We start from the raw sequence: 16896 nt of genomic DNA, 5'->3' as shown, positions 1-16896 counted from the left end.
CCGTCCAGCCTAACGAACGTCAGATCAGACGTGCGAAAGAGCTGACGAGGATCAGGCCGATGATGATGCCGTTGGCGACCTTGTGGTCGACCAGGACGGCGATGAACTCGCGGATCGTCGCGCTCGGCCAGAAGTAGCGCGCCGTGGGGGAGCCGAGGACGTGGCCGTTGACCTTGGCCTTGCGGGCGGTGAAGGCGGCGCGCAGGGCGTGGAAGTTGTTGGTGACGACGAGGCAGCGGTACTTGGGTTTTTGCCCGGCCATGATTCTGTGGCTGAAGGTGAGGTTCTCGTACGTCGTGGTCGAGCGGTCCTCGCGCAGGACGGCGTCCGCCGGTACGCCGTGGTCGATCAGGTAGTCGGCCATCGCGACCGCCTCGGCGACCTCCTCACCCGGGCCCTGGCCGCCGGAGGTGATCAGCAACGGCGTACGGCCCTTGTCGCGTTCCTTCTGCCAGACCGCCTGCGCCTTGTCGAGGCGGCTGGCCAGCAACGGCGGTACGCGGCGGCCGCGCAGGCCCGAACCGAGCACGACGATGAAGTCGGGGCGGCGGAAGAAGCGGATCCGGGCGTAGACGAACGCGTAGGCCAGGAAGCAGACGAACAGGAACGACACGTAGCCGATCACGCCGAGCAGCGCGGTGTCGACGGCGGCCAGGAACGACGAGCCGGTCTGCTGGACGATCAGCGTGAACACGACGTAGGCGAAGAACCCGACGCCGGCGGCCAGCGAGAGCAGGTTCGCCGGGCGGCGGCCCTCGCGGCGCAGCATGACGACGCCGTTGCCGATCAGCGCGACCGCGAGCACGACGATCGTCAGCGGGAGGCCCACCAGCACGAGCGCGATCAGCAGGCTGGCGGCGCGGTCGTTGATCTCGGCCAGCGCGAAGACGGTACCGATGCCGGCGAAGAGCACGGTCAGGACCAGGTAGACACCGTTGCGCAGCACCCGCCGGTCGCGCACGAAGCTGATCACGAACAGCACGAACCAGAACGCCGCGATGCCGAAGCCGAAGATCATCCGTGCGCCTTTGCTGTTTCTCGTACGACGGCTGGGAGCGGCCGGCCGACCTCGAGGCGGCGCCAGCTGGCCCAGAAGATCAGCGCGCTGATCGCCGACAGCGCCGACGCAAGCGCGCCGGCGCCCAGGAAGAGCGGCCACTGGCTCTCGATCAGGGCCTGCTGGAATCCCTCGCTGATGAGCGGGACGCCCCAGAGGATGCCGCCGAGCGCGAGCCACGCGACGACGTACAGGCAGGTCAGGACGACGAAGACGACGCGCGGGACGTACCGCTTGCCGTCGTACGGCCTCACGAGACCGCGGCGAGACAGCCACCACGACGCCAGGCAGGCCAGGCCGAGCGCGACCGCGTCGGCGGCGATCGTGTCGGAGAGCCGGTGCCACTTCGCGGTCAGCGTGTAGGCGCCGATGCCGGTCGCCCAGCTCAGGGTCAGGAACATCGCGACGCCGCGCCACCGGTACGGGACGACGATCAGCGCGGCGAACAGCACGGTCATCGCGATCGTGGTGTGCCCGCTCGGCAGGCTGTTGCCCTTGAAGTCGCCGGTGACGTCGACCAGCTCGGGGCGGACCAGCAGGTAACGCTTCAGGCCCTGGGTGACGACCTGCCCGGCGAAGATCACGCCCACCGCGGCGACCGCGAGATCGAGCCGGCGACGCAGCAGCCCGATCAGGCCGATCAGCACGCACGCGCCGATCAGCGAGTAGAGGGTGATCTCGTCCAGAGCGTTGTTGGCGGCAACGAACTCGCTCCGGTTCGCCGAGTCGTCGGCGCCACGCAGCACCGCGTTCTCCAGCTCCTGACCGGTCCTGGTGCGGACGGCGAGCAGGTAGGTCGCGACCAGCGTCACCGCGGAGCCCCCTGCGATCAGCAACCAGCGCCGAGGGGGTGCCACGCTACGTGTCTCCTTGATCACCGGCGGATGCGAGCGGTCGTATCAAACCACGGTCTTCGGTGGTCGTCGGGGGATGGCTCGCCGCAGGTGGCGGAAACTTGCCGGGACAGGGTGTGGAAGGCTCGGGGCGGGTGTCGGCGAGAGGAAACTGATGAAGAACTGGGCGGGCAACATCACGTTCGCGGCGGGGGAGTTGCGGCGGCCGCGGTCGGTGGGGGAGTTGCAGGAGCTGGTCGGGGGGAGCGAGCGCGTCCGCGTGCTCGGGACCGGGCACTCGTTCAACCGGATCGCGGACACCGCGGACACGCTCGTCTCCGTGCTCGACCTGCCGAAGACGATCGAGATCGCGGCCGACCGGCGCAGCGTGCGGGTCGCCGGCGGCCTCCGGTACGGCGAGGTGACGGCTGCGTTGCAGACCGACGGGCTCGCGCTGCACAACCTCGGTTCGCTGCCGCACATCTCGGTCGCCGGGGCCTGCTCGACGGGGACGCACGGCTCGGGCGACACGAACGGGACGCTCGCGTCGGCCGTCGTACGGATCGAGTACGTCGGTGCGGACGGCTCGCTGGTCGCGTTCGACCGGTCGGACCCGGACTTCGACGGCGTGGTCGTCGCGCTCGGGGCGCTCGGGGTGACGACGCACCTCACGCTCGCGGTCGAACCGTCGTACGAGATCAGGCAGGTCGTGTACGACGGCCTGCCGGTCGAGCGGCTCGGTGCCTCCTTCGACGAGGTGTTCGCGAGCGCGTACAGCGTGAGCGCGTTCACCGACTGGGTCGATCCCGAGGTGATGGTGTGGCGCAAGGCCAAGCAGATCGAGCTCGAGCCCGAGTGGCTCGGCGCGCGGCTCGCGGACGGCGCCCGGCACCCGATCAAGACCATGCCCGCCGATTTCGCCACCCAGCAGGGCGGCGTCCCCGGCCCGTGGAACGCGCGGCTGCCGCACTTCCGCCTCGAGTTCACGCCGTCGAACGGCGAGGAGCTGCAGTCGGAGTACTTCCTCCCGCGCACCCAGGCCGCCGCCGCGATCGACCAGATGCGGGCCCTGGGCCACCAGATGGCGCCCGTCATCCAGGTCTCCGAGCTGCGCACGATCGCCGCCGACACCCTCTGGCTCAGCCCGAGCCAGGGCCGCGACACGGTCGCCTTCCACTTCACCTGGATCCAGGACGAAACAGTGGTCCGCCCGGTCGTCGAGTCCGTCGAGAACGCCCTGCTCCCGCTCGGCGCTCGCCCGCACTGGGGCAAGGTCTTCACCGCCGACGCCGCCACGCTGCGCGAGTGCTACCCGAAGGTCCCGGACTTCACCAATCTGGCCACCCGCCTCGACCCCGCAGGCAAGTTCCGCAACGACTACCTGAACACCTACCTACCCCGCGGATGACCGGCCGCTCGAGCTTCCGCACCCAGTTGATCGTCCACGCGGTCCTGACAGCGGGCTTCCTCGGCCTGGTGATCGCCCTCGCTGTGCTCGGCGTCTGGCCGGCCGCGGTGATCTGGGCCGTGCCAACAGCCGGCATGGCGACCCGCGTACTCACCGTCGTACGCCTGAACCGGCTGGGCTGGTGGGCACCGGACCCAGCCGACCGCCCGCCGGTCTCAGCAGCCAACCGCCTGCAGTCCGTCGTGTTCCTCGTGCTCCTCGCCGGCTGGACCCTCGCCGCCGTGTACTTCGCGGCGACCCTCTTTTGGCCCGGCCTGCTCCTGGCGGTGGTCCTGGGCGCCATGAGCTTCGCCACAGCCCAAATGCTCCGCCGCCGCTCACCGGAGCTCCTCCCAGGAGCCTGACGGATCAGTCGGATGAGGGACGAAGCCGTCGGCGGACGTATTGTTGACACATAGGGGTCACGTGTCAACAATTTGTCCGGTAAGGAAGGTGTCGTGGCGAGCGAGCAGCTACCGACAGTGGTGCGCCGACGGGATCTCGGCGACCTCGGCCTGTCGAGGTACCGGCTGTACGAGCTGGCGCGGACAGGCGAGTACGAGCAGATCGCGCCTGGGATCTATGCCCGGGCAGGGGTGCTGGACGACACGACAGCCGGTCTGGCGTCGGTGGCACTCAGGAAGCCGGGAGCAACGCTGTGCCTGCTGAGCGCGCTGTCGCTGCACGACCTCACGGACGAGATCCCCCGCGCAAGTGATGTCGCGTTACCGCGCGGCGAGCGAACCCTGAGTACGACGTACGCAAAGGTTCGCTGGCACTACTTCGACCCGGCCACCTTCGACATCGGCCGGCAGCACCACCACCTGGTGGACGGCATCGCGATCGGCGTGTACTCACCCGAGCGAACGATCACCGACGCCTTTCGGCTGCGCCACGAGTTGGGCGCCGACCTCGCGAACGAGGCGCTCCGGCGCTGGCTGAGCCGGAGCGCGAGTCAGCCCGCCGAGCTGCTGACGATCGCCAAGGGCTTCCCGAAGGCGTACTCGGCGGTGCGAGCGGCTCTGGAGATCCTGCTGTGAGCCCGATGCCCGAACGCGGGACGCCGTCAGCGGATGCCTTCCTCGCCCTGCAGGCTCTCGCCCGCCGTACCGGCGCTGACGTCCAAGAACTCCTCACGCTCTACGCCTTGGAAGGTTTGCTCGCCCGGGTGGCGGCATCAGCGTGGGCCGACGAGTTCGTGCTGAAGGGCGGAGTGCTGCTGGCTGCCTTCGACCTGCGACGTCCGACGAAGGACATCGACCTGCAGGCGACCGGACTCCCCAACGAGGTCGACAGCGTGCTCGAGCGGATGTCGGCGATCGCCGCCGCCGACCTCGGTGACGGACTGGTGTTTGCCGCTGGAGCGAACACTGCGCAAGCGATCCGCGACGAGGACCAGTACTCCGGCGTACGGGTCCGGCTCGTCGCCGGCTTGGCGAACGCCCGGCTCACGATCGGCGTCGACGTCAACTTCGGCGACCCCATCTGGCCCGGTGCCGAGCAGGTGGTGATCCCGAGACTGCTGGACGACGGACGCGATCCCGTCCAGGTGCTCGGTTATCCGCTGCCGATGGTGGTGGCGGAGAAGGTGCTGACGGCGGTCGAGAGAGGTGAGGCCAACACGCGATGGCGAGACTTCGCCGACCTCTTGATCATCAGCAGGGCCCAGAAGTTCTCGGCGGGAGAACTGGCGACGGCGCTCGCGACGGTTGCTGCACACCGTAATCTGGCCGAGGCGCCGCTCGGGACCCGGTTGGTGGGCCTGCCGGCGATTGCCCAGAGCAAGTGGGCGATCTGGCGGCGACGGCAGGCGAGCGCCGACCAGCTGCCCGCGAACTTCGCGCAGGTGCTGGACGAGATCGCCGTCTTCGTCGACCCCGTCCTCGAACGGTCTCTCCCGCAGAGCAGCAGCTGGGACCACCAGAACCGGTCCTGGTTCTAGCGTCAGGTGCCGTCCTACATCGTGCTGCGAGGAGCGTACGGGTTTCGGCTGGTGAGGTCGCCGGTGTAGTCCGTCGGGATGGCGGGTTCGCCGCGGCTGAGTTGGCTGGCGCTGCGGGGGAGCTCGTCGCGGACCTTGAGGTGGTGGGCCTGGGACTCCGCCGGGGTGGTGCGGCCGATGATCTTGCCGGCCTCGACCAGGGGCCTCAGCAGCAGGCGGTCGTCGCCGTCGTCGACGGGGGTCTCGCCGACGCCGATCACCTCGGCCTCGGCGACGCCCTGGCGGTTGCGGCGGCGCAGGGCGTACTTGCGGCCGCCGATCGAGATCTTGTCGGGGCTCTTCTTCGCGACCGGGGCCATCGTGCCGTCCGCGTCCTCGCGGGCGACAAGCTTGTAGACGAAACCGCAGGTCGGGTACCCGCTGCCGGTCACCAGCGACGTGCCCACGCCGTACCCGTCGACGGACGCGGGCGCCAGCGCGGCGATCTGGTACTCGTCCAGGTCGCTGGTCACGATGATCCGTGTCTTGGTCGCGCCGAGCGCGTCGAGCTGCTCGCGGACCTGACCGGCCAGCGACGGCAGGTCACCGGAATCGAGCCGTACGGCGCCCAGTTCCGTCCCGGTCACCTCGATCGCGGTCCGCACCGCCTCGGTCAGGTCGTAGGTGTCGACCAGCAACGTCGTGCCCTTGCCGAGCGCGTCGACCTGGGAGACGAACGCGTCCCGCTCGGTGTCGTGCAGCAGCGTGAACGAGTGCGCCGCCGTACCGGCGCTCGGGATGCCGAAGCGCCGCGCGGCCTCCAGGTTGGACGTCGTCGCGAAGCCCGCGATGTACGCCGCCAGCGCGGACGCGACCGCGGCCTCCTCGTGCGTACGCCGCGACCCCATCTCGATGCACGGCCGGCCGCCGGCCCACCAGGTCATCCGGGACGCCGCCGACGCGACCGCGGAGTCGTGGTTCAGGATCGACAGGAACACGGTTTCCAGCAGCACGGCCTCGGCGAACGACGACTCCACCACCAGCACCGGCGACCCGGGGAAGAAGATCTCGCCGTCGGCGTACCCGGAGACGTCGCCGCTGAAGCGGTAGCCGGCCAGCCAGTCGCAGGTCGCGTCGTCGACCACCCCGCGCTCGCGCAGGAACTCGACGGTCGCCGCGTCGAAGCGGAACCGCTCCAGCGCGTCGAGCAGGCGGTTCACGCCCGCGACCACGCCGTACCGGCGCCCGTCCGGCAGCCGGCGGGCGAACAACTCGAAGACCGACCGGCGGTGCGCCGTACCGTCGGCCAGGGCGGCCTGCAGCATGGTGAGCTCGTAGTGGTCGGTGAGCAGGGCGGTCGTAGGCTCCACTGGGCTGGTCACAAGGGCAGCCTATTGCGAGACGAGAACCCGTAGTGGAGAGAATGGGCCCGTGACCACCGCACCGAGCGAGCTCGCCAGCCCCGAAGTCGACGAGGCGATCGAGTTGAGCCCACCGTGGGTGACGATCGTCTGGAACGACCCGGTGAACCTGATGGACTACGTCACGTTCGTCTTCCAGACCTACTTCGGCTACTCCAAGCAGAAGTCGGAGAAGCTGATGAGGCAGGTCCACGAGGAGGGCAAGTCGGCCGTGTCCAACGGCAACCGCGAGGCGATGGAACGCGACGTCGAAGCCATGCACACCTACGGCCTGTGGGCCACCTGTGAGAAGTCGTGACCCGGTTCCGCAAGCGTCGCAAGACCGTCGTCGTCAGTTTCGCCGAGCACGAGGCGGACATCCTGTCCAACCTCCTGCGCAACCTCGTCGAGCTCCTGTACGACGGGATGCCACCGCGCGCCACCGCGGCCGGCGACGACCCGCTGGCCGCGCTGCTCGACTCCGACGGCCCGACCGCGCCGCCGGAGGACGTCGTACTGCAGCGCCTGCTGCCGAACGCGTACTCCGGTGACGACATGGCCGCGTCCGAGTTCCGCCGGTTCACCGAGCGCGGCCTGCGCGACGGCAAGGCGAACGACGCCAAACGGGTGCTGACTGCGCTCGAGGAGCAGGCTCCCGAGGACGGCATCCCGCTCGAGCCCGACGACCAGCTCGCCTGGCTGCGCGCCCTCAACGACCTCCGCCTGGCGATCGGCACCCGCCTGGACATCAAGGAGGACGACGACTACGCGGTCTGGGAGAAGCTCCCCGACGACGACCCGCGGCGTCTCACCTACGACCTGTACGACTGGCTCGGCTACCTCCAGTCCGCCCTGCTGCACAACATGCGCTGACCCGCACTCTTTTCTTCCTTCCCTTCCTCATCCCAGCAGTGCGGTTCGCCGTAGGGTTGGCGGCATGGAGAAGCGGACTTTGGGGCGTACTGGTCGTGACGTCGGTGTGGTCGGGCTCGGGGCGTGGCAGCTCGGGGCCGACTGGGGTGAGGTCGGGGAGGACGCGGCGCTCGGCGTACTGCGGGCCGCTGTCGACGGTGGGGTCACCTTTATCGACACCGCCGACGTGTACGGCGACGGGCGCAGCGAGCGGCTGGTCGGCAAGGTGCTCAAGGAGTACGACGGCCTGACGGTCGCCAGCAAGATGGGCCGCCGGGTCGAGCAGCAGCCGGGGAACTACACGCTGGACAACTTCCGCGCCTGGAACGACCGCTCCCGGGAGAACCTGGGCGTCGAGACGATCGACCTGGTCCAGCTGCACTGCCCGCCGACCCCGGTCTACTCCACGGACGCCGTGTTCGACGCGCTCGACGAGCTGGTCGCCGAGAAGCGGATCGCGGCGTACGGCGTGAGCGTGGAGACCTGCGCCGAGGCGCTGGCCGCGATCGCCCGGCCGAACGTGGCGTCGGTGCAGATCATCCTGAACGCGTTCCGCCTGAAGCCGCTCGACGAGGTGCTGCCGGCCGCCCAGGAAGCCGGGGTCGGGATCATCGCCAGGGTTCCGCTGGCCAGCGGCCTGCTGTCGGGCAAGTACGACGAGACCACCACCTTCGGCGCGGACGACCACCGCACCTACAACCGCCAGGGTGAGGCCTTCGACGTCGGCGAGACGTTCTCCGGCGTCGATTTCACGACCGGCCTCGAAGCCGTCCAGCGCCTGCGCCCCGAGGTCCCGGCCGGCGCCACGATGGCCCAGTTCGCGCTCCGCTGGATCATCGACCAGCCGGGCGTGTCGGTCGTCATCCCGGGCGCCCGCAACCCCGAGCAGGTGGCCGGCAACATCGGCGCCGCGGCCCTCCCGCCGCTCACCGCCGAGCAGCTCGAAGCCGTCCGGTCGACGTACGACGAGCTCGTCCGCCCGCAGGTCCACAGCCGCTGGTAGTCCACATACTGGACCGGAAGCCGGGTTGGCGGGCCGCCCTGGTCGCGCTCCGTATCGTGGAACCGTGCTCATCATCGACCAGGCGAACCACGACGCGATCGTGGCGCACGCGCGGCGGGACCATCCGGACGAGGCGTGCGGTGTGGTCGCCGGGCCGGAGGGTTCGGACCGGCCGAGCAGGTTCGTCCCGATGCTGAACGCGGCGATGTCGCCGACGTTCTACGAGTTCGACTCCGGGGACCTGTTCAAGCTCTACCGGGAGATGGACGAGCGCGACGAGGAGCCGGTGGTGATCTACCACTCGCACACCGCGACCCAGGCCTACCCGTCGCGCACCGACATCAACCTCGCGCAGGAACCGAACGCGCACTACGTGCTGGTCTCCACCCGCGACGGCGCGGACCAGACGTCGTACGACGGCCCGGTCGAGTTCCGGTCGTACCGGATCATCGACGGCGCGGTCACCGAGGAAGAAGTGAAGATCGTGGCGGACTACAGCGAACCAGGAGACAACTGAGATGGCGATCGAGCTTCGGGTCCCGACGATTCTGCGGACCTACACCGGGGGCGAGAAGGCGGTGAACGGCGACGGCAGCACGCTGGCCGAGTTCATCGACGACGTGAACGGCAACCACCCGGGCCTGAAGGAGCGGATCGTCGAGGGTGAGCCGGAGGAGCTGCGCCGGTTCGTCAACGTGTACGTGAACGACGAGGACGTGCGCTTCACCGGTGGGCTGACCACCGGCGTGAAGGACGGCGACGTGGTCGTCGTGCTGCCGGCCGTCGCCGGCGGCTGACCAACCCCTTTCCCCAGGAGCGTTCATGCGTTTCGACAGCCTGCTCGACTCCATCGGCGGTACGCCGCTGGTCGGGCTCCCGAAGCTCTCGCCGTCGGCCGACGTCCGGCTGTGGGCGAAGCTGGAGGACCACAACCCGACCGGCTCGATCAAGGACCGGGCGGCACTGCGGATGCTGCTCGACGCGGAGAAGGACGGCCGGCTCCGGCCGGGCAACACGATCCTCGAGCCGACGTCGGGCAACACCGGCATCTCGCTGGCGATGGCCGCGAAGCTGCGCGGCTACCGGATGGTCTGCGTGATGCCGGAGAACACCTCGGAGGAGCGCCGCCAGATCCTGCGGATGTGGGGTGCCGAGATCATCTCCTCACCCGCGGCCGGCGGCTCCAACGAAGCGGTCCGGGTCGCCAAGCAGGTCGCGGAGGAGCACCCGGACTGGGTGATGCTCTACCAGTACGGCAACCCGTCGAACGCCCTGGCGCACTACGACGGCACGGCCCGGGAGATCTTCGCCGACCTGCCGTCGATCACCCACTTCGTCGCCGGGCTCGGCACCACCGGCACCCTGATGGGCGCCGGCAAGTTCTTCCGCGAGCACAAGCCCGAGGTGAAGATCGTCGCCGCCGAACCCCGGTACGGCGAGCTCGTCTACGGCCTGCGCAACCTCGACGAGGGCTTCGTGCCCGAGCTGTACGACGCGACGCTGATCGACGGCCGCTTCTCGGTCGGACCGCGCGACGCCGTCCGGCGGGTGCGTGAGCTGCTCGACAACGAGGGCGTCTTCGCCGGCATCTCGACCGGCGCGATCCTGCACGCCGCGCTCGGCCAGGCGGCCAAGTGCGTGCGCGACGGCGAGCAGGCCGACATCGCGTTCGTGGTCGCCGACGGCGGCTGGAAGTACCTGTCCACCGGCGCCTACGAAGGCACGATCGACGAGGCCGAGGACCGCCTCGAAGGCCAGCTCTGGGCCTGACCCGTCAGCTGAGCCCGAGCGCCTTGCGCCGGGTGACCCGGTACGACGCGGCGAACTCCTTGCCGTCGAACGCCACGTCGTCGATCCGTGCGTCGCCGTGGAGCGCGATCCAGCTTCCGCCGTGCTCGGCCGACGCCAGACCGGCGATCACGGAGAGCTCCGGCTCGACCAGTTCCGCGAAGCTGACCGGCTGCTCGCGCTCGCCACTCAGATGCCCGACGGTGACGTCGATGAACCGGCCGTAGAGGTCACTCCCACCGGCCTCGACGTGATGGACCCCCTCAGGGTGCACGAGCGTCGCGAAGAATCCGTACCCTCCGGTCCCAGGCGGCGCCACGGCAACGACGGCGGTCCGCCCGTCGCGCCAGCGCAGCTCGACCCGCCGGCCCTCGTCGTCGAGCGAGCGGGCCGCCTCCACGCCCGGCCCGAGCAGGCCTGACAGCAGCGCGTAGGCGTGGATCCCGTAGTCGAGCGGATGCCCGTACGTCGCGCCGTACGCGGTCAGTACTTCGTTGCCCGTCGCCTGCCAGTCGGAGACCGCGGCCGACCAGCGCAGCGCCGAGCCGCCGCTCAGCCGCACGCCCGAGTCCGCCCAGCGGATCATCTCGCGGAGGTCGGCGGCGCGGCCGGCGAACGGCTTGCAGATGTGGATCGGCACGCCGGCCTCGGCGAACGGCCGCGCCCGGACCAGGTGGTTGTCCCAGTCGACGCTGTGGATGAAGACCGCGTCGACCACGCCGAGCAGGTCCTCGGGGTCCGCGACGACCTGCAGGCCGTGCTCCGCGGCGTAGCCACGGGTGTAGTCGTCGTCGACCACGGTCTGGCCGCCGTACACGGCGACCACCTCGTGGCCGCGCTGTCGCAGGAGCGGCAGGAAGGCTGCCGGGTGGGAAGTGTCGAGATCGACGACGCCGATACGCATGGCCAGCGACTGTATTACGGACAGGTGAGTTGCCACAACAGTGCGCCCAGAAGTTGGCAAGCTGTTCCCTGAAGTCGTTGACAGCGCGCTCTCCGCGTCCTACGGTCACGACCATAAGTCGAGTTCTGGACGTCAGAAAGGCGGGCACCGCGGATGAGCAAGCGTGTGACTACGACTTCGGTGCCACCGGTTGGCCCCAGCCGCAGGAACTTCCTGCGGTTGTCGGGACTGACCGCTCTGGCGCTGGGTGGAACCTCTACCCTCACCGGCTGCGGGCTGTTCGGCAGCGAGGAGAACGAGGCGGTGGCCGGTCAGCAGCAGCTGACGATCGACTACGTGCCGGTCGAGGTGCTCGACCCCCAGCTGATCACCAACGGCATGTGGATCCTGAGCCGCGGCATCTCGGAGGGCCTGGTCGTCCAGAACGACAAGGGCGACGACGTGCTCCCCGGGGTCGCCAGCGCGTGGAAGCTGTCCGACGACCGGCTGACCTACACCTTCACGCTGCGCGACAACGCCAAGTGGTCGAACGGCGACCCGGTGGTCGCCTCGGACTTCGAGCGGTCGTACAAGCGGCTCTTCACCCCGGCCTCGTCGTCGGCCGGCGGTACGACGCTGGGCGCGAACAGCTACCAGACGACGACCGCGATCAAGGGCGGCGAGCAGTTCCTGTCCGGCGTCCTGACGGACTGGGCGCAGGTCGGGGTCAAGGCGACCGGCGACCACGAGCTCGTGCTGACGCTGTCCAACCCGAACCCCGACTTCCTGCTCGCGCTGACGCACCCGGCGCTGCTGCCGCTGCCGATGAACGTGGTCGAGAGCAAGCCGAAGGACTGGCAGAACCCGCCGAACTTCGTCTCCAACGGACCGTTCACGGTGACCGAGTGGGTGCCGAACTCGCGGCTGATCCTGGTCCCGAACGAGAACTACTGGGACCGCGACAAGGTCAAGCTCAGCCGTGTCCAGGTCAACCTCGTCGAGCCGAGCGCGGCCGCGACGGCGACCGTGTCGTACGAGAACGGCGAGACCGACCTCACCCAGGTCAGCGGCGCCGACGTCCTGCGCTTCCAGAAGGACGCGAACCTGTCCAAGGAGCTGCAGCAGACCGCGAACTACAGCATCCTGTACCTGGCCAAGCTGCGCAGCCAGCACAAGGCCCTGGACGACGTCCGGGTCCGCAAGGCGCTCTCGCTGGCCCTGGACCGCAAGACCCTGGCCGGTGTCTCGCCCGGCCAGGAGCCCGGCGTCTCGCTCGTCACCAGCCGGACCGCGGGCTGGGACGAAAGCATCGCCATCAAGGAGAACGTCACCGAGGCCAAGGCGCTGCTGGCCGCGGCCGGCTACCCCAACGGGCAGGGCCTGCCACCGGTCCGCATCCTGATCGGCGTCACCGACACCACGCTCGCCGACGCGATCATCGACGTCTGGACCAAGCAGCTCGGCATCAAGGCGAGCCTCGACCACGTCGAGTCCGGTGTGTACGTCGAACGCCGGTGGGCGGTCCAGAAGGGCGACTACATCGGCTACTACTACGGCACGTTCGCCGGGCTCCCGACCTGGCCCACGATGGTCGGCTCGCTCTGGTCGCCGAAGAACGTCCAGGAGCTCAGCCTGCCGAGCGACCAGTGGGAGAAGTACCAGGGGGTCCAGCAGGACAAGAACCTCAAGCCCGCCGAGCGGTCCGCGCAGCTGCAGGCGATCCTGGACGGCCAGTCCTCGCCGGCCTCGCAGCAGATGGCGACGCTGGTGACCAAGGCGGCCGGCGAGCCTGATGACAAGAAGCGAATGGACCTCTACAAGCAAGCCGCCAAGCTGCGCGAGGAGGAGTACCTCTACCTCCCCGTGCTCTGGCAGAGCCTGTACCACGCGGTCAAGCCGAAGGTCGACGGGCTGAAGCTGCGCGCGTACCCGGACTACTTCTACTTCAAGTCGATGGGTGTAAGGAGCTGAGCGTGGGACTCGCCGCGTACCTCGGCAAACGGATAGTCCGGCTGGTCCTGTCGCTGGTCGCGGTCTCGGTGCTCACCTTCACCCTGCTGCAGCTTGCTCCGGGCAACTTCGCGGACCTGCAACGGGTGAACAGTGGAGCGACCAACTTCGGTGGCGTCGGGACCGAGTCGGTGGTCGGTGAGCTGGCCTCCCGGTACGGCGACGACGTGCCGATGTGGAAGCAGTACCTGATCTTCATGAAGGGCGCGCTGCAGTGGGACTTCGGTCCGTCGTACAAGTACGCCAGCCGTGACGTGCAGGACATCATCGCCGAGGCGTTCCCGGTCTCGGCGACGCTGGCCCTGATCGCGGTGGTGCTGGCGTTGCTGATCGCGGTGCCGATCGGCGTGTTCGCGGCGCTGCGGCACAACTCCAAGACCGACCACGGCACGATGTTCCTGGTCACCCTGGGCCACGCGCTGCCGAGCTACCTCACCGCCGCGTTCCTGATCCTGCTCTTCTCCGCGACGCTGAAGTGGCTTCCATCCGGAGGGTGGAGCGGGCCGGCGAACCTGATACTCCCGGTGCTGGCCCTGAGTCTCGGCCCGGCGGCCGTGCTGGCGCGGTACGTGCGGTCGAGCATGCTCGAGACCTTGCGGGAGGAGTACGTCACGGCCGCGCTGGCCAAGGGCGGTCCGCCGCGCACGGTGATCGTCCGGCACGTGCTGCGCAACTCCCTGATCCCGCTGGTCACCGTCGTCGGACCGTTGCTGGCGGCCCTGATGACCGGCACGGTCTTCGTCGAGGCGCTGCTGCGCATCCCCGGGCTCGGCCTGTACTTCGCCAACGCGGCCGCCAGCCGGGACATGCCGTTGCTGATGGGCACCGCCTTGTTCTTCGCGCTGATCCTGATGGTCACGAACCTGGTGGTCGATCTGGTGTACGGCGTGCTCGATCCCCGCATTCGTACCGAAGGAGGTGGGTCCCATCACGGACATTGACGGCGGCAAGGCCGCAGAAGTTGCCCTCGGCACCGAGGTCGACCAGCCGGTCGTGGCGCCCGCCGGGGCCGAGGCGACCCGCGCCCGTGGGCCGTGGGCCCGGGCCTGGGGCCGGTTCCGGCAGCACCGGCTGGCGTTCGGCAGCCTGATCTTCGCCGTCCTGCTGGTGGTCGTGGCGATCGCGGCGCCGCTGATCGCGCCGTACGGGTACGGCGAGACCGACGTCGCGAACAAGCTCGTCGGGCCCGGCTTCGACGGGCACCTGCTCGGCACGGACCTGCTGGGCCGCGACATCCTCAGCCGGCTCATCTACGGTCTGCGCACCGCGCTGACCGTTGCCTTCGGCGCCGAACTGACCGCGCTCGTGCTGGCCCTCATCATCGGTCTGGCCGCGGGCTACCTCGGCGGGCGGGTCGAGTCGGTGCTGATGGCGGGCACGGACGTGATGTACGCGTTCCCCAGCTACCTGTTCGCCGTCGTGATGGTGACCGTGCTCGGCCGCAGCATCTTCGCGCTGGTGATCGCGATCGGTATCGCGTCGTGGGTCACCCAGGCCCGCCTGGTCCGCGCGCAGGTGATGACGCTCAAACAGCGGGAGTACGTCGAGGCGGCCCGGTCGATGGGCGCGAAGGGCCCGACGATCGCCGTCCGCTACATCCTGCCCAACGCGATCGGCCCGATCCTGGTCACCACGAGCTTCGCGATCCCGGCCGCGATCGCCGCCGAGGCCGGCCTCGCGCTGCTCGGGCTCGGTGTCCAGCCGCCGACGCCGTCCTGGGGAGCGATGATCAGCGAAGGCAGCCGGTACCTGCTGGCGGCACCGCACATGCTGGTGGCGCCCGCCGTACTGTTCGCGCTGACCCTGCTCGCCTTCACGTGGATCGGCGACGGTCTGCGCGACGCGTTCGACTCGAGCGGGGAGCAGCGATGACCGGGCCTGACGACGTACTGCTCGCCGTACGGAACCTGCGGACGGCGTTCCAGCGCAACGACGGGGACCCACTGACCGCTGTCGACGGCGTGACGTTCGACGTCCGTCCTGGTCAGGCGCTGGCCATCGTGGGGGAGAGCGGCAGCGGCAAGAGCATCACCGTGCGCAGCGTGCTCCGCGTGCTGCCGAAGACCGCGCGGATCACCAGCGGCGAGGCGCACTTCGGTGGGCGTGACCTGCTGAAGCTCAGCGAGAAGGAGATGCGCCGGATCCGCGGCCGGGAGATCGGCATGGTCTTCCAGAGCGCCATGGAGGCGATGAACCCGACGCTGACGCTGGAGCGCCAGCTGACCGAGCACCTGCTCTGGCACGGGCTGTGCACCAAGGCGGAGGCGCGGAAGCGGGCGGTGCAGGCCCTCGGTGACGTCGGCATTCCCGAGCCCGAGAAGCGCATCCGCACCTACCCGTTCCAGCTGTCCGGCGGGATGCGGCAGCGGGCGATGATCGCGATGGCGATGGTGACCAGGCCCGCGCTGCTGATCGCCGACGAGCCGACGACCGCGGTCGACGTCACCGTGCAGCGGCAGATCCTCGAGCTGCTGGCCGGGCTGAAGGAGACCGGTACCGGCATCATCATGATCACCCACGACCTCGGGGTCGCGCGCTCGTTCTGCGACGACGCGGTCGTCATGTACGCCGGGCGCGTGGTCGAGCGGGCCCCGACCCGCGAGCTGCTCGACGAGCCGCGCCATCCCTACACCGTCGGGCTGATCGGGTCGAGCGTCGAGGTCGGTGGGCGTGGCCTGCCGCTCGCGCCGATCCCGGGCAGCCCGCCCGACCTCACCCGCCGGCCCGAGGGGTGCTCGTTCCACCCGCGGTGCTCGCGGGCCGAAGCGCCGAGATGCCACACCGAGCAGGAGATCCTGAGCATCGGTGGCGGCCGCGAGGCAGCCTGCTGGAAGGTGACCGCCGATGCCTGAACAGAGTCCGAGCCCGGTCATGGTCCGCGCCGAGTCGGTGACCAAGATCTTCTCGAGCCGGGCCGGTGACGTCCGCGCGGTCGACGACGTCAGTCTCGACATCCGCCGCGGTGAGACCCTCGGGCTCGTCGGGGAGAGCGGCAGCGGCAAGTCGACGATGGCCCGGATCGTGATGGGCCTGCAGCCGTGCACGAGTGGACGGGTGCTGTTCGACGGCAAGGACCTGGCCGCGCTCCCGGCCCGGGAGCTGCGGGCGGTGCGGCCGCGGCTGCAGATGGTCTTCCAGAACCCGTACGGTTCGCTGCTCCCGCACTTCACCGCGATCGCCAACGTGACCGAACCACTGCGGCTGCACGGCCGCGACGACAAGTCCGTACGCCGTACCAAAGGCCTGGAGCTGCTGGAGCTGGTCGGGATCAACCCGCGGCACGCGGACCTGTACCCGCGGCAGTTCTCCGGTGGCCAGCAGCAACGGATCGCGATCGCCCGGGCGCTGGCCCTGGAACCCGACCTGCTGGTCTGCGACGAGCCGACCTCGTCGCTCGACGTCTCGATCCAGGCGCAGATCCTGGAGCTGTTCATCGACCTGCGCGCGAAGCTCGGGCTGACCTGCCTGTTCATCTCGCACAACCTCGCGGTCGTCGAGCGGCTGGCCGACCGGGTCGCGGTGATGCACCACGGCCGGGTCGTCGAGGAGAGCGCGACCGAGGAGCTGTTCAGCAGCCCGCAGGAGGACTACACCAAGCAGCTGCTGGACGCCGTACTGCCGGTACGGCGTGACGTCTGAGAC

At 69.4% G+C, this 16896-nt stretch carries 19 protein-coding genes; 15 read left to right on the top strand and 4 right to left on the bottom strand.

Annotation, left to right across the window (positions count from 1 at the left end; genetic code table 11):
- Positions 1–19 precede the first annotated feature (19 nt).
- Entirely contained in the window at positions 20–1018 is a 999-nt protein-coding gene (locus tag ACLQ2O_RS38415; protein WP_425842401.1) for a YdcF family protein, read from the bottom strand.
- Positions 1015–1914 (bottom strand): phosphatase PAP2 family protein, encoded by a 900-nt coding sequence (locus tag ACLQ2O_RS38410; RefSeq protein WP_425842400.1) that lies wholly within the window; start codon positions 1912–1914, stop codon positions 1015–1017. The genes ACLQ2O_RS38415 and ACLQ2O_RS38410 overlap by 4 nt, the downstream gene beginning before the upstream one ends.
- Before the next feature lie 151 nt (positions 1915–2065).
- Here ACLQ2O_RS38410 and ACLQ2O_RS38405 point away from each other — a divergent pair, with 151 nt between their 5' ends.
- The 4 genes from ACLQ2O_RS38405 to ACLQ2O_RS38390 all read left to right on the top strand — a co-directional run bounded on the left by ACLQ2O_RS38405 (position 2066) and on the right by ACLQ2O_RS38390 (position 5279).
- Positions 2066–3298: a D-arabinono-1,4-lactone oxidase gene (locus ACLQ2O_RS38405; protein ID WP_425842399.1), complete on the top strand. Its 1233-nt coding sequence runs from the start codon at positions 2066–2068 to the stop codon at positions 3296–3298.
- Positions 3295–3702 (top strand): hypothetical protein, encoded by a 408-nt coding sequence (locus ACLQ2O_RS38400; RefSeq protein WP_425842398.1) that lies wholly within the window; start codon positions 3295–3297, stop codon positions 3700–3702. Before ACLQ2O_RS38405 ends, ACLQ2O_RS38400 begins: the two co-directional genes overlap by 4 nt.
- Positions 3703–3795: 93 nt before the next feature.
- Complete coding sequence (locus ACLQ2O_RS38395; RefSeq protein WP_425842397.1) at positions 3796–4377, top strand: type IV toxin-antitoxin system AbiEi family antitoxin domain-containing protein; 582 nt, start codon at positions 3796–3798, stop codon at positions 4375–4377.
- 5 nt (positions 4378–4382) lie between these two features.
- On the top strand, positions 4383–5279 hold the full coding sequence (locus ACLQ2O_RS38390; protein ID WP_425842489.1) for a nucleotidyl transferase AbiEii/AbiGii toxin family protein: 897 nt from the start codon (positions 4383–4385) through the stop codon (positions 5277–5279).
- A gap of 14 nt (positions 5280–5293) precedes the next feature.
- Here the strand turns inward: ACLQ2O_RS38390 and ACLQ2O_RS38385 are convergent, their stop codons facing one another.
- Positions 5294–6583 carry a nicotinate phosphoribosyltransferase gene (locus tag ACLQ2O_RS38385; protein WP_425842488.1) on the bottom strand — a complete coding sequence of 430 codons (1290 nt, stop codon included), beginning with the start codon at positions 6581–6583 and terminating at the stop codon, positions 5294–5296.
- Between the two features lie 106 nt (positions 6584–6689).
- On the opposite strand from ACLQ2O_RS38385, the gene clpS reads away from it, so the two are divergent.
- The 6 genes from clpS to ACLQ2O_RS38355 all read left to right on the top strand — a co-directional run bounded on the left by clpS (position 6690) and on the right by ACLQ2O_RS38355 (position 10343).
- Positions 6690–6977: an ATP-dependent Clp protease adapter ClpS gene (clpS, locus tag ACLQ2O_RS38380; protein ID WP_184804610.1), complete on the top strand. Its 288-nt coding sequence runs from the start codon at positions 6690–6692 to the stop codon at positions 6975–6977.
- Entirely contained in the window at positions 6974–7531 is a 558-nt protein-coding gene (locus ACLQ2O_RS38375; RefSeq protein WP_425842396.1) for a DUF2017 domain-containing protein, read from the top strand. The genes clpS and ACLQ2O_RS38375 overlap by 4 nt, the downstream gene beginning before the upstream one ends.
- A gap of 64 nt (positions 7532–7595) precedes the next feature.
- Positions 7596–8573: an aldo/keto reductase gene (locus tag ACLQ2O_RS38370; protein WP_425842395.1), complete on the top strand. Its 978-nt coding sequence runs from the start codon at positions 7596–7598 to the stop codon at positions 8571–8573.
- 64 nt (positions 8574–8637) lie between these two features.
- Positions 8638–9090, top strand: a complete 453-nt coding sequence (locus tag ACLQ2O_RS38365) for a Mov34/MPN/PAD-1 family protein (RefSeq protein ID WP_425842394.1) — start codon at positions 8638–8640, stop codon at positions 9088–9090.
- Between the two features lies 1 nt (position 9091).
- A complete protein-coding gene (locus ACLQ2O_RS38360) occupies positions 9092–9370 on the top strand; it encodes a MoaD/ThiS family protein (protein ID WP_425842393.1) in 279 nt (92 codons plus the stop codon).
- Positions 9371–9395: 25 nt separating this feature from the next.
- A complete protein-coding gene (locus tag ACLQ2O_RS38355) occupies positions 9396–10343 on the top strand; it encodes a PLP-dependent cysteine synthase family protein (protein ID WP_425842392.1) in 948 nt (315 codons plus the stop codon).
- 4 nt (positions 10344–10347) lie between these two features.
- Here ACLQ2O_RS38355 and ACLQ2O_RS38350 read toward each other — a convergent pair whose 3' ends face one another.
- Positions 10348–11265 (bottom strand): hypothetical protein, encoded by a 918-nt coding sequence (locus ACLQ2O_RS38350; RefSeq protein WP_425842391.1) that lies wholly within the window; start codon positions 11263–11265, stop codon positions 10348–10350.
- Positions 11266–11430: 165 nt separating this feature from the next.
- Here ACLQ2O_RS38350 and ACLQ2O_RS38345 point away from each other — a divergent pair, with 165 nt between their 5' ends.
- Genes ACLQ2O_RS38345 through ACLQ2O_RS38325 form a run of 5 tightly spaced genes read left to right on the top strand, consistent with a single transcriptional unit; the run spans position 11431 to position 16893 of the window.
- Complete coding sequence (locus ACLQ2O_RS38345) at positions 11431–13215, top strand: peptide ABC transporter substrate-binding protein (RefSeq protein ID WP_425842390.1); 1785 nt, start codon at positions 11431–11433, stop codon at positions 13213–13215.
- Between the two features lie 2 nt (positions 13216–13217).
- Entirely contained in the window at positions 13218–14195 is a 978-nt protein-coding gene (locus ACLQ2O_RS38340; RefSeq protein WP_425842389.1) for an ABC transporter permease, read from the top strand.
- Complete coding sequence (locus ACLQ2O_RS38335) at positions 14173–15126, top strand: ABC transporter permease (protein ID WP_425842388.1); 954 nt, start codon at positions 14173–14175, stop codon at positions 15124–15126. Before ACLQ2O_RS38340 ends, ACLQ2O_RS38335 begins: the two co-directional genes overlap by 23 nt.
- A complete protein-coding gene (locus tag ACLQ2O_RS38330; protein WP_425842387.1) occupies positions 15123–16106 on the top strand; it encodes an ABC transporter ATP-binding protein in 984 nt (327 codons plus the stop codon). Before ACLQ2O_RS38335 ends, ACLQ2O_RS38330 begins: the two co-directional genes overlap by 4 nt.
- Positions 16099–16893, top strand: coding sequence for an ATP-binding cassette domain-containing protein (locus ACLQ2O_RS38325; RefSeq protein ID WP_425842386.1), 795 nt, complete (start codon positions 16099–16101; stop codon positions 16891–16893). The genes ACLQ2O_RS38330 and ACLQ2O_RS38325 overlap by 8 nt, the downstream gene beginning before the upstream one ends.
- The last annotated feature ends 3 nt before the right edge of the window (positions 16894–16896 follow it).

Source organism: Kribbella sp. DT2 (assembly GCF_049844575.1).
Lineage (GTDB): Bacteria > Actinomycetota > Actinomycetes > Propionibacteriales > Kribbellaceae > Kribbella.
Note: the sequence above shows the minus strand (reverse complement) of the source record. Positions and strands in the feature narration are given on the sequence as shown.

What these genes read in the sequence shown, in the direction of transcription:
- ACLQ2O_RS38360 (WP_425842393.1), top strand. Translation starts at nt 9,092, where the DNA reads ATGGCGATCGAGCTTCGGGTCCCGACGATTCTGCGGACCTACACCGGG.
- ACLQ2O_RS38400 (WP_425842398.1), top strand. Translation starts at nt 3,295, where the DNA reads ATGACCGGCCGCTCGAGCTTCCGCACCCAGTTGATCGTCCACGCGGTC.
- ACLQ2O_RS38415 (WP_425842401.1), bottom strand. Translation starts at nt 1,018, where the DNA reads ATGATCTTCGGCTTCGGCATCGCGGCGTTCTGGTTCGTGCTGTTCGTG.
- ACLQ2O_RS38385 (WP_425842488.1), bottom strand. Translation starts at nt 6,583, where the DNA reads ATGCTGCAGGCCGCCCTGGCCGACGGTACGGCGCACCGCCGGTCGGTC.
- ACLQ2O_RS38355 (WP_425842392.1), top strand. Translation starts at nt 9,396, where the DNA reads ATGCGTTTCGACAGCCTGCTCGACTCCATCGGCGGTACGCCGCTGGTC.
- ACLQ2O_RS38350 (WP_425842391.1), bottom strand. Translation starts at nt 11,265, where the DNA reads ATGCGTATCGGCGTCGTCGATCTCGACACTTCCCACCCGGCAGCCTTC.
- ACLQ2O_RS38405 (WP_425842399.1), top strand. Translation starts at nt 2,066, where the DNA reads ATGAAGAACTGGGCGGGCAACATCACGTTCGCGGCGGGGGAGTTGCGG.
- ACLQ2O_RS38325 (WP_425842386.1), top strand. Translation starts at nt 16,099, where the DNA reads ATGCCTGAACAGAGTCCGAGCCCGGTCATGGTCCGCGCCGAGTCGGTG.
- ACLQ2O_RS38370 (WP_425842395.1), top strand. Translation starts at nt 7,596, where the DNA reads ATGGAGAAGCGGACTTTGGGGCGTACTGGTCGTGACGTCGGTGTGGTC.
- ACLQ2O_RS38390 (WP_425842489.1), top strand. Translation starts at nt 4,383, where the DNA reads ATGCCCGAACGCGGGACGCCGTCAGCGGATGCCTTCCTCGCCCTGCAG.
- ACLQ2O_RS38330 (WP_425842387.1), top strand. Translation starts at nt 15,123, where the DNA reads ATGACCGGGCCTGACGACGTACTGCTCGCCGTACGGAACCTGCGGACG.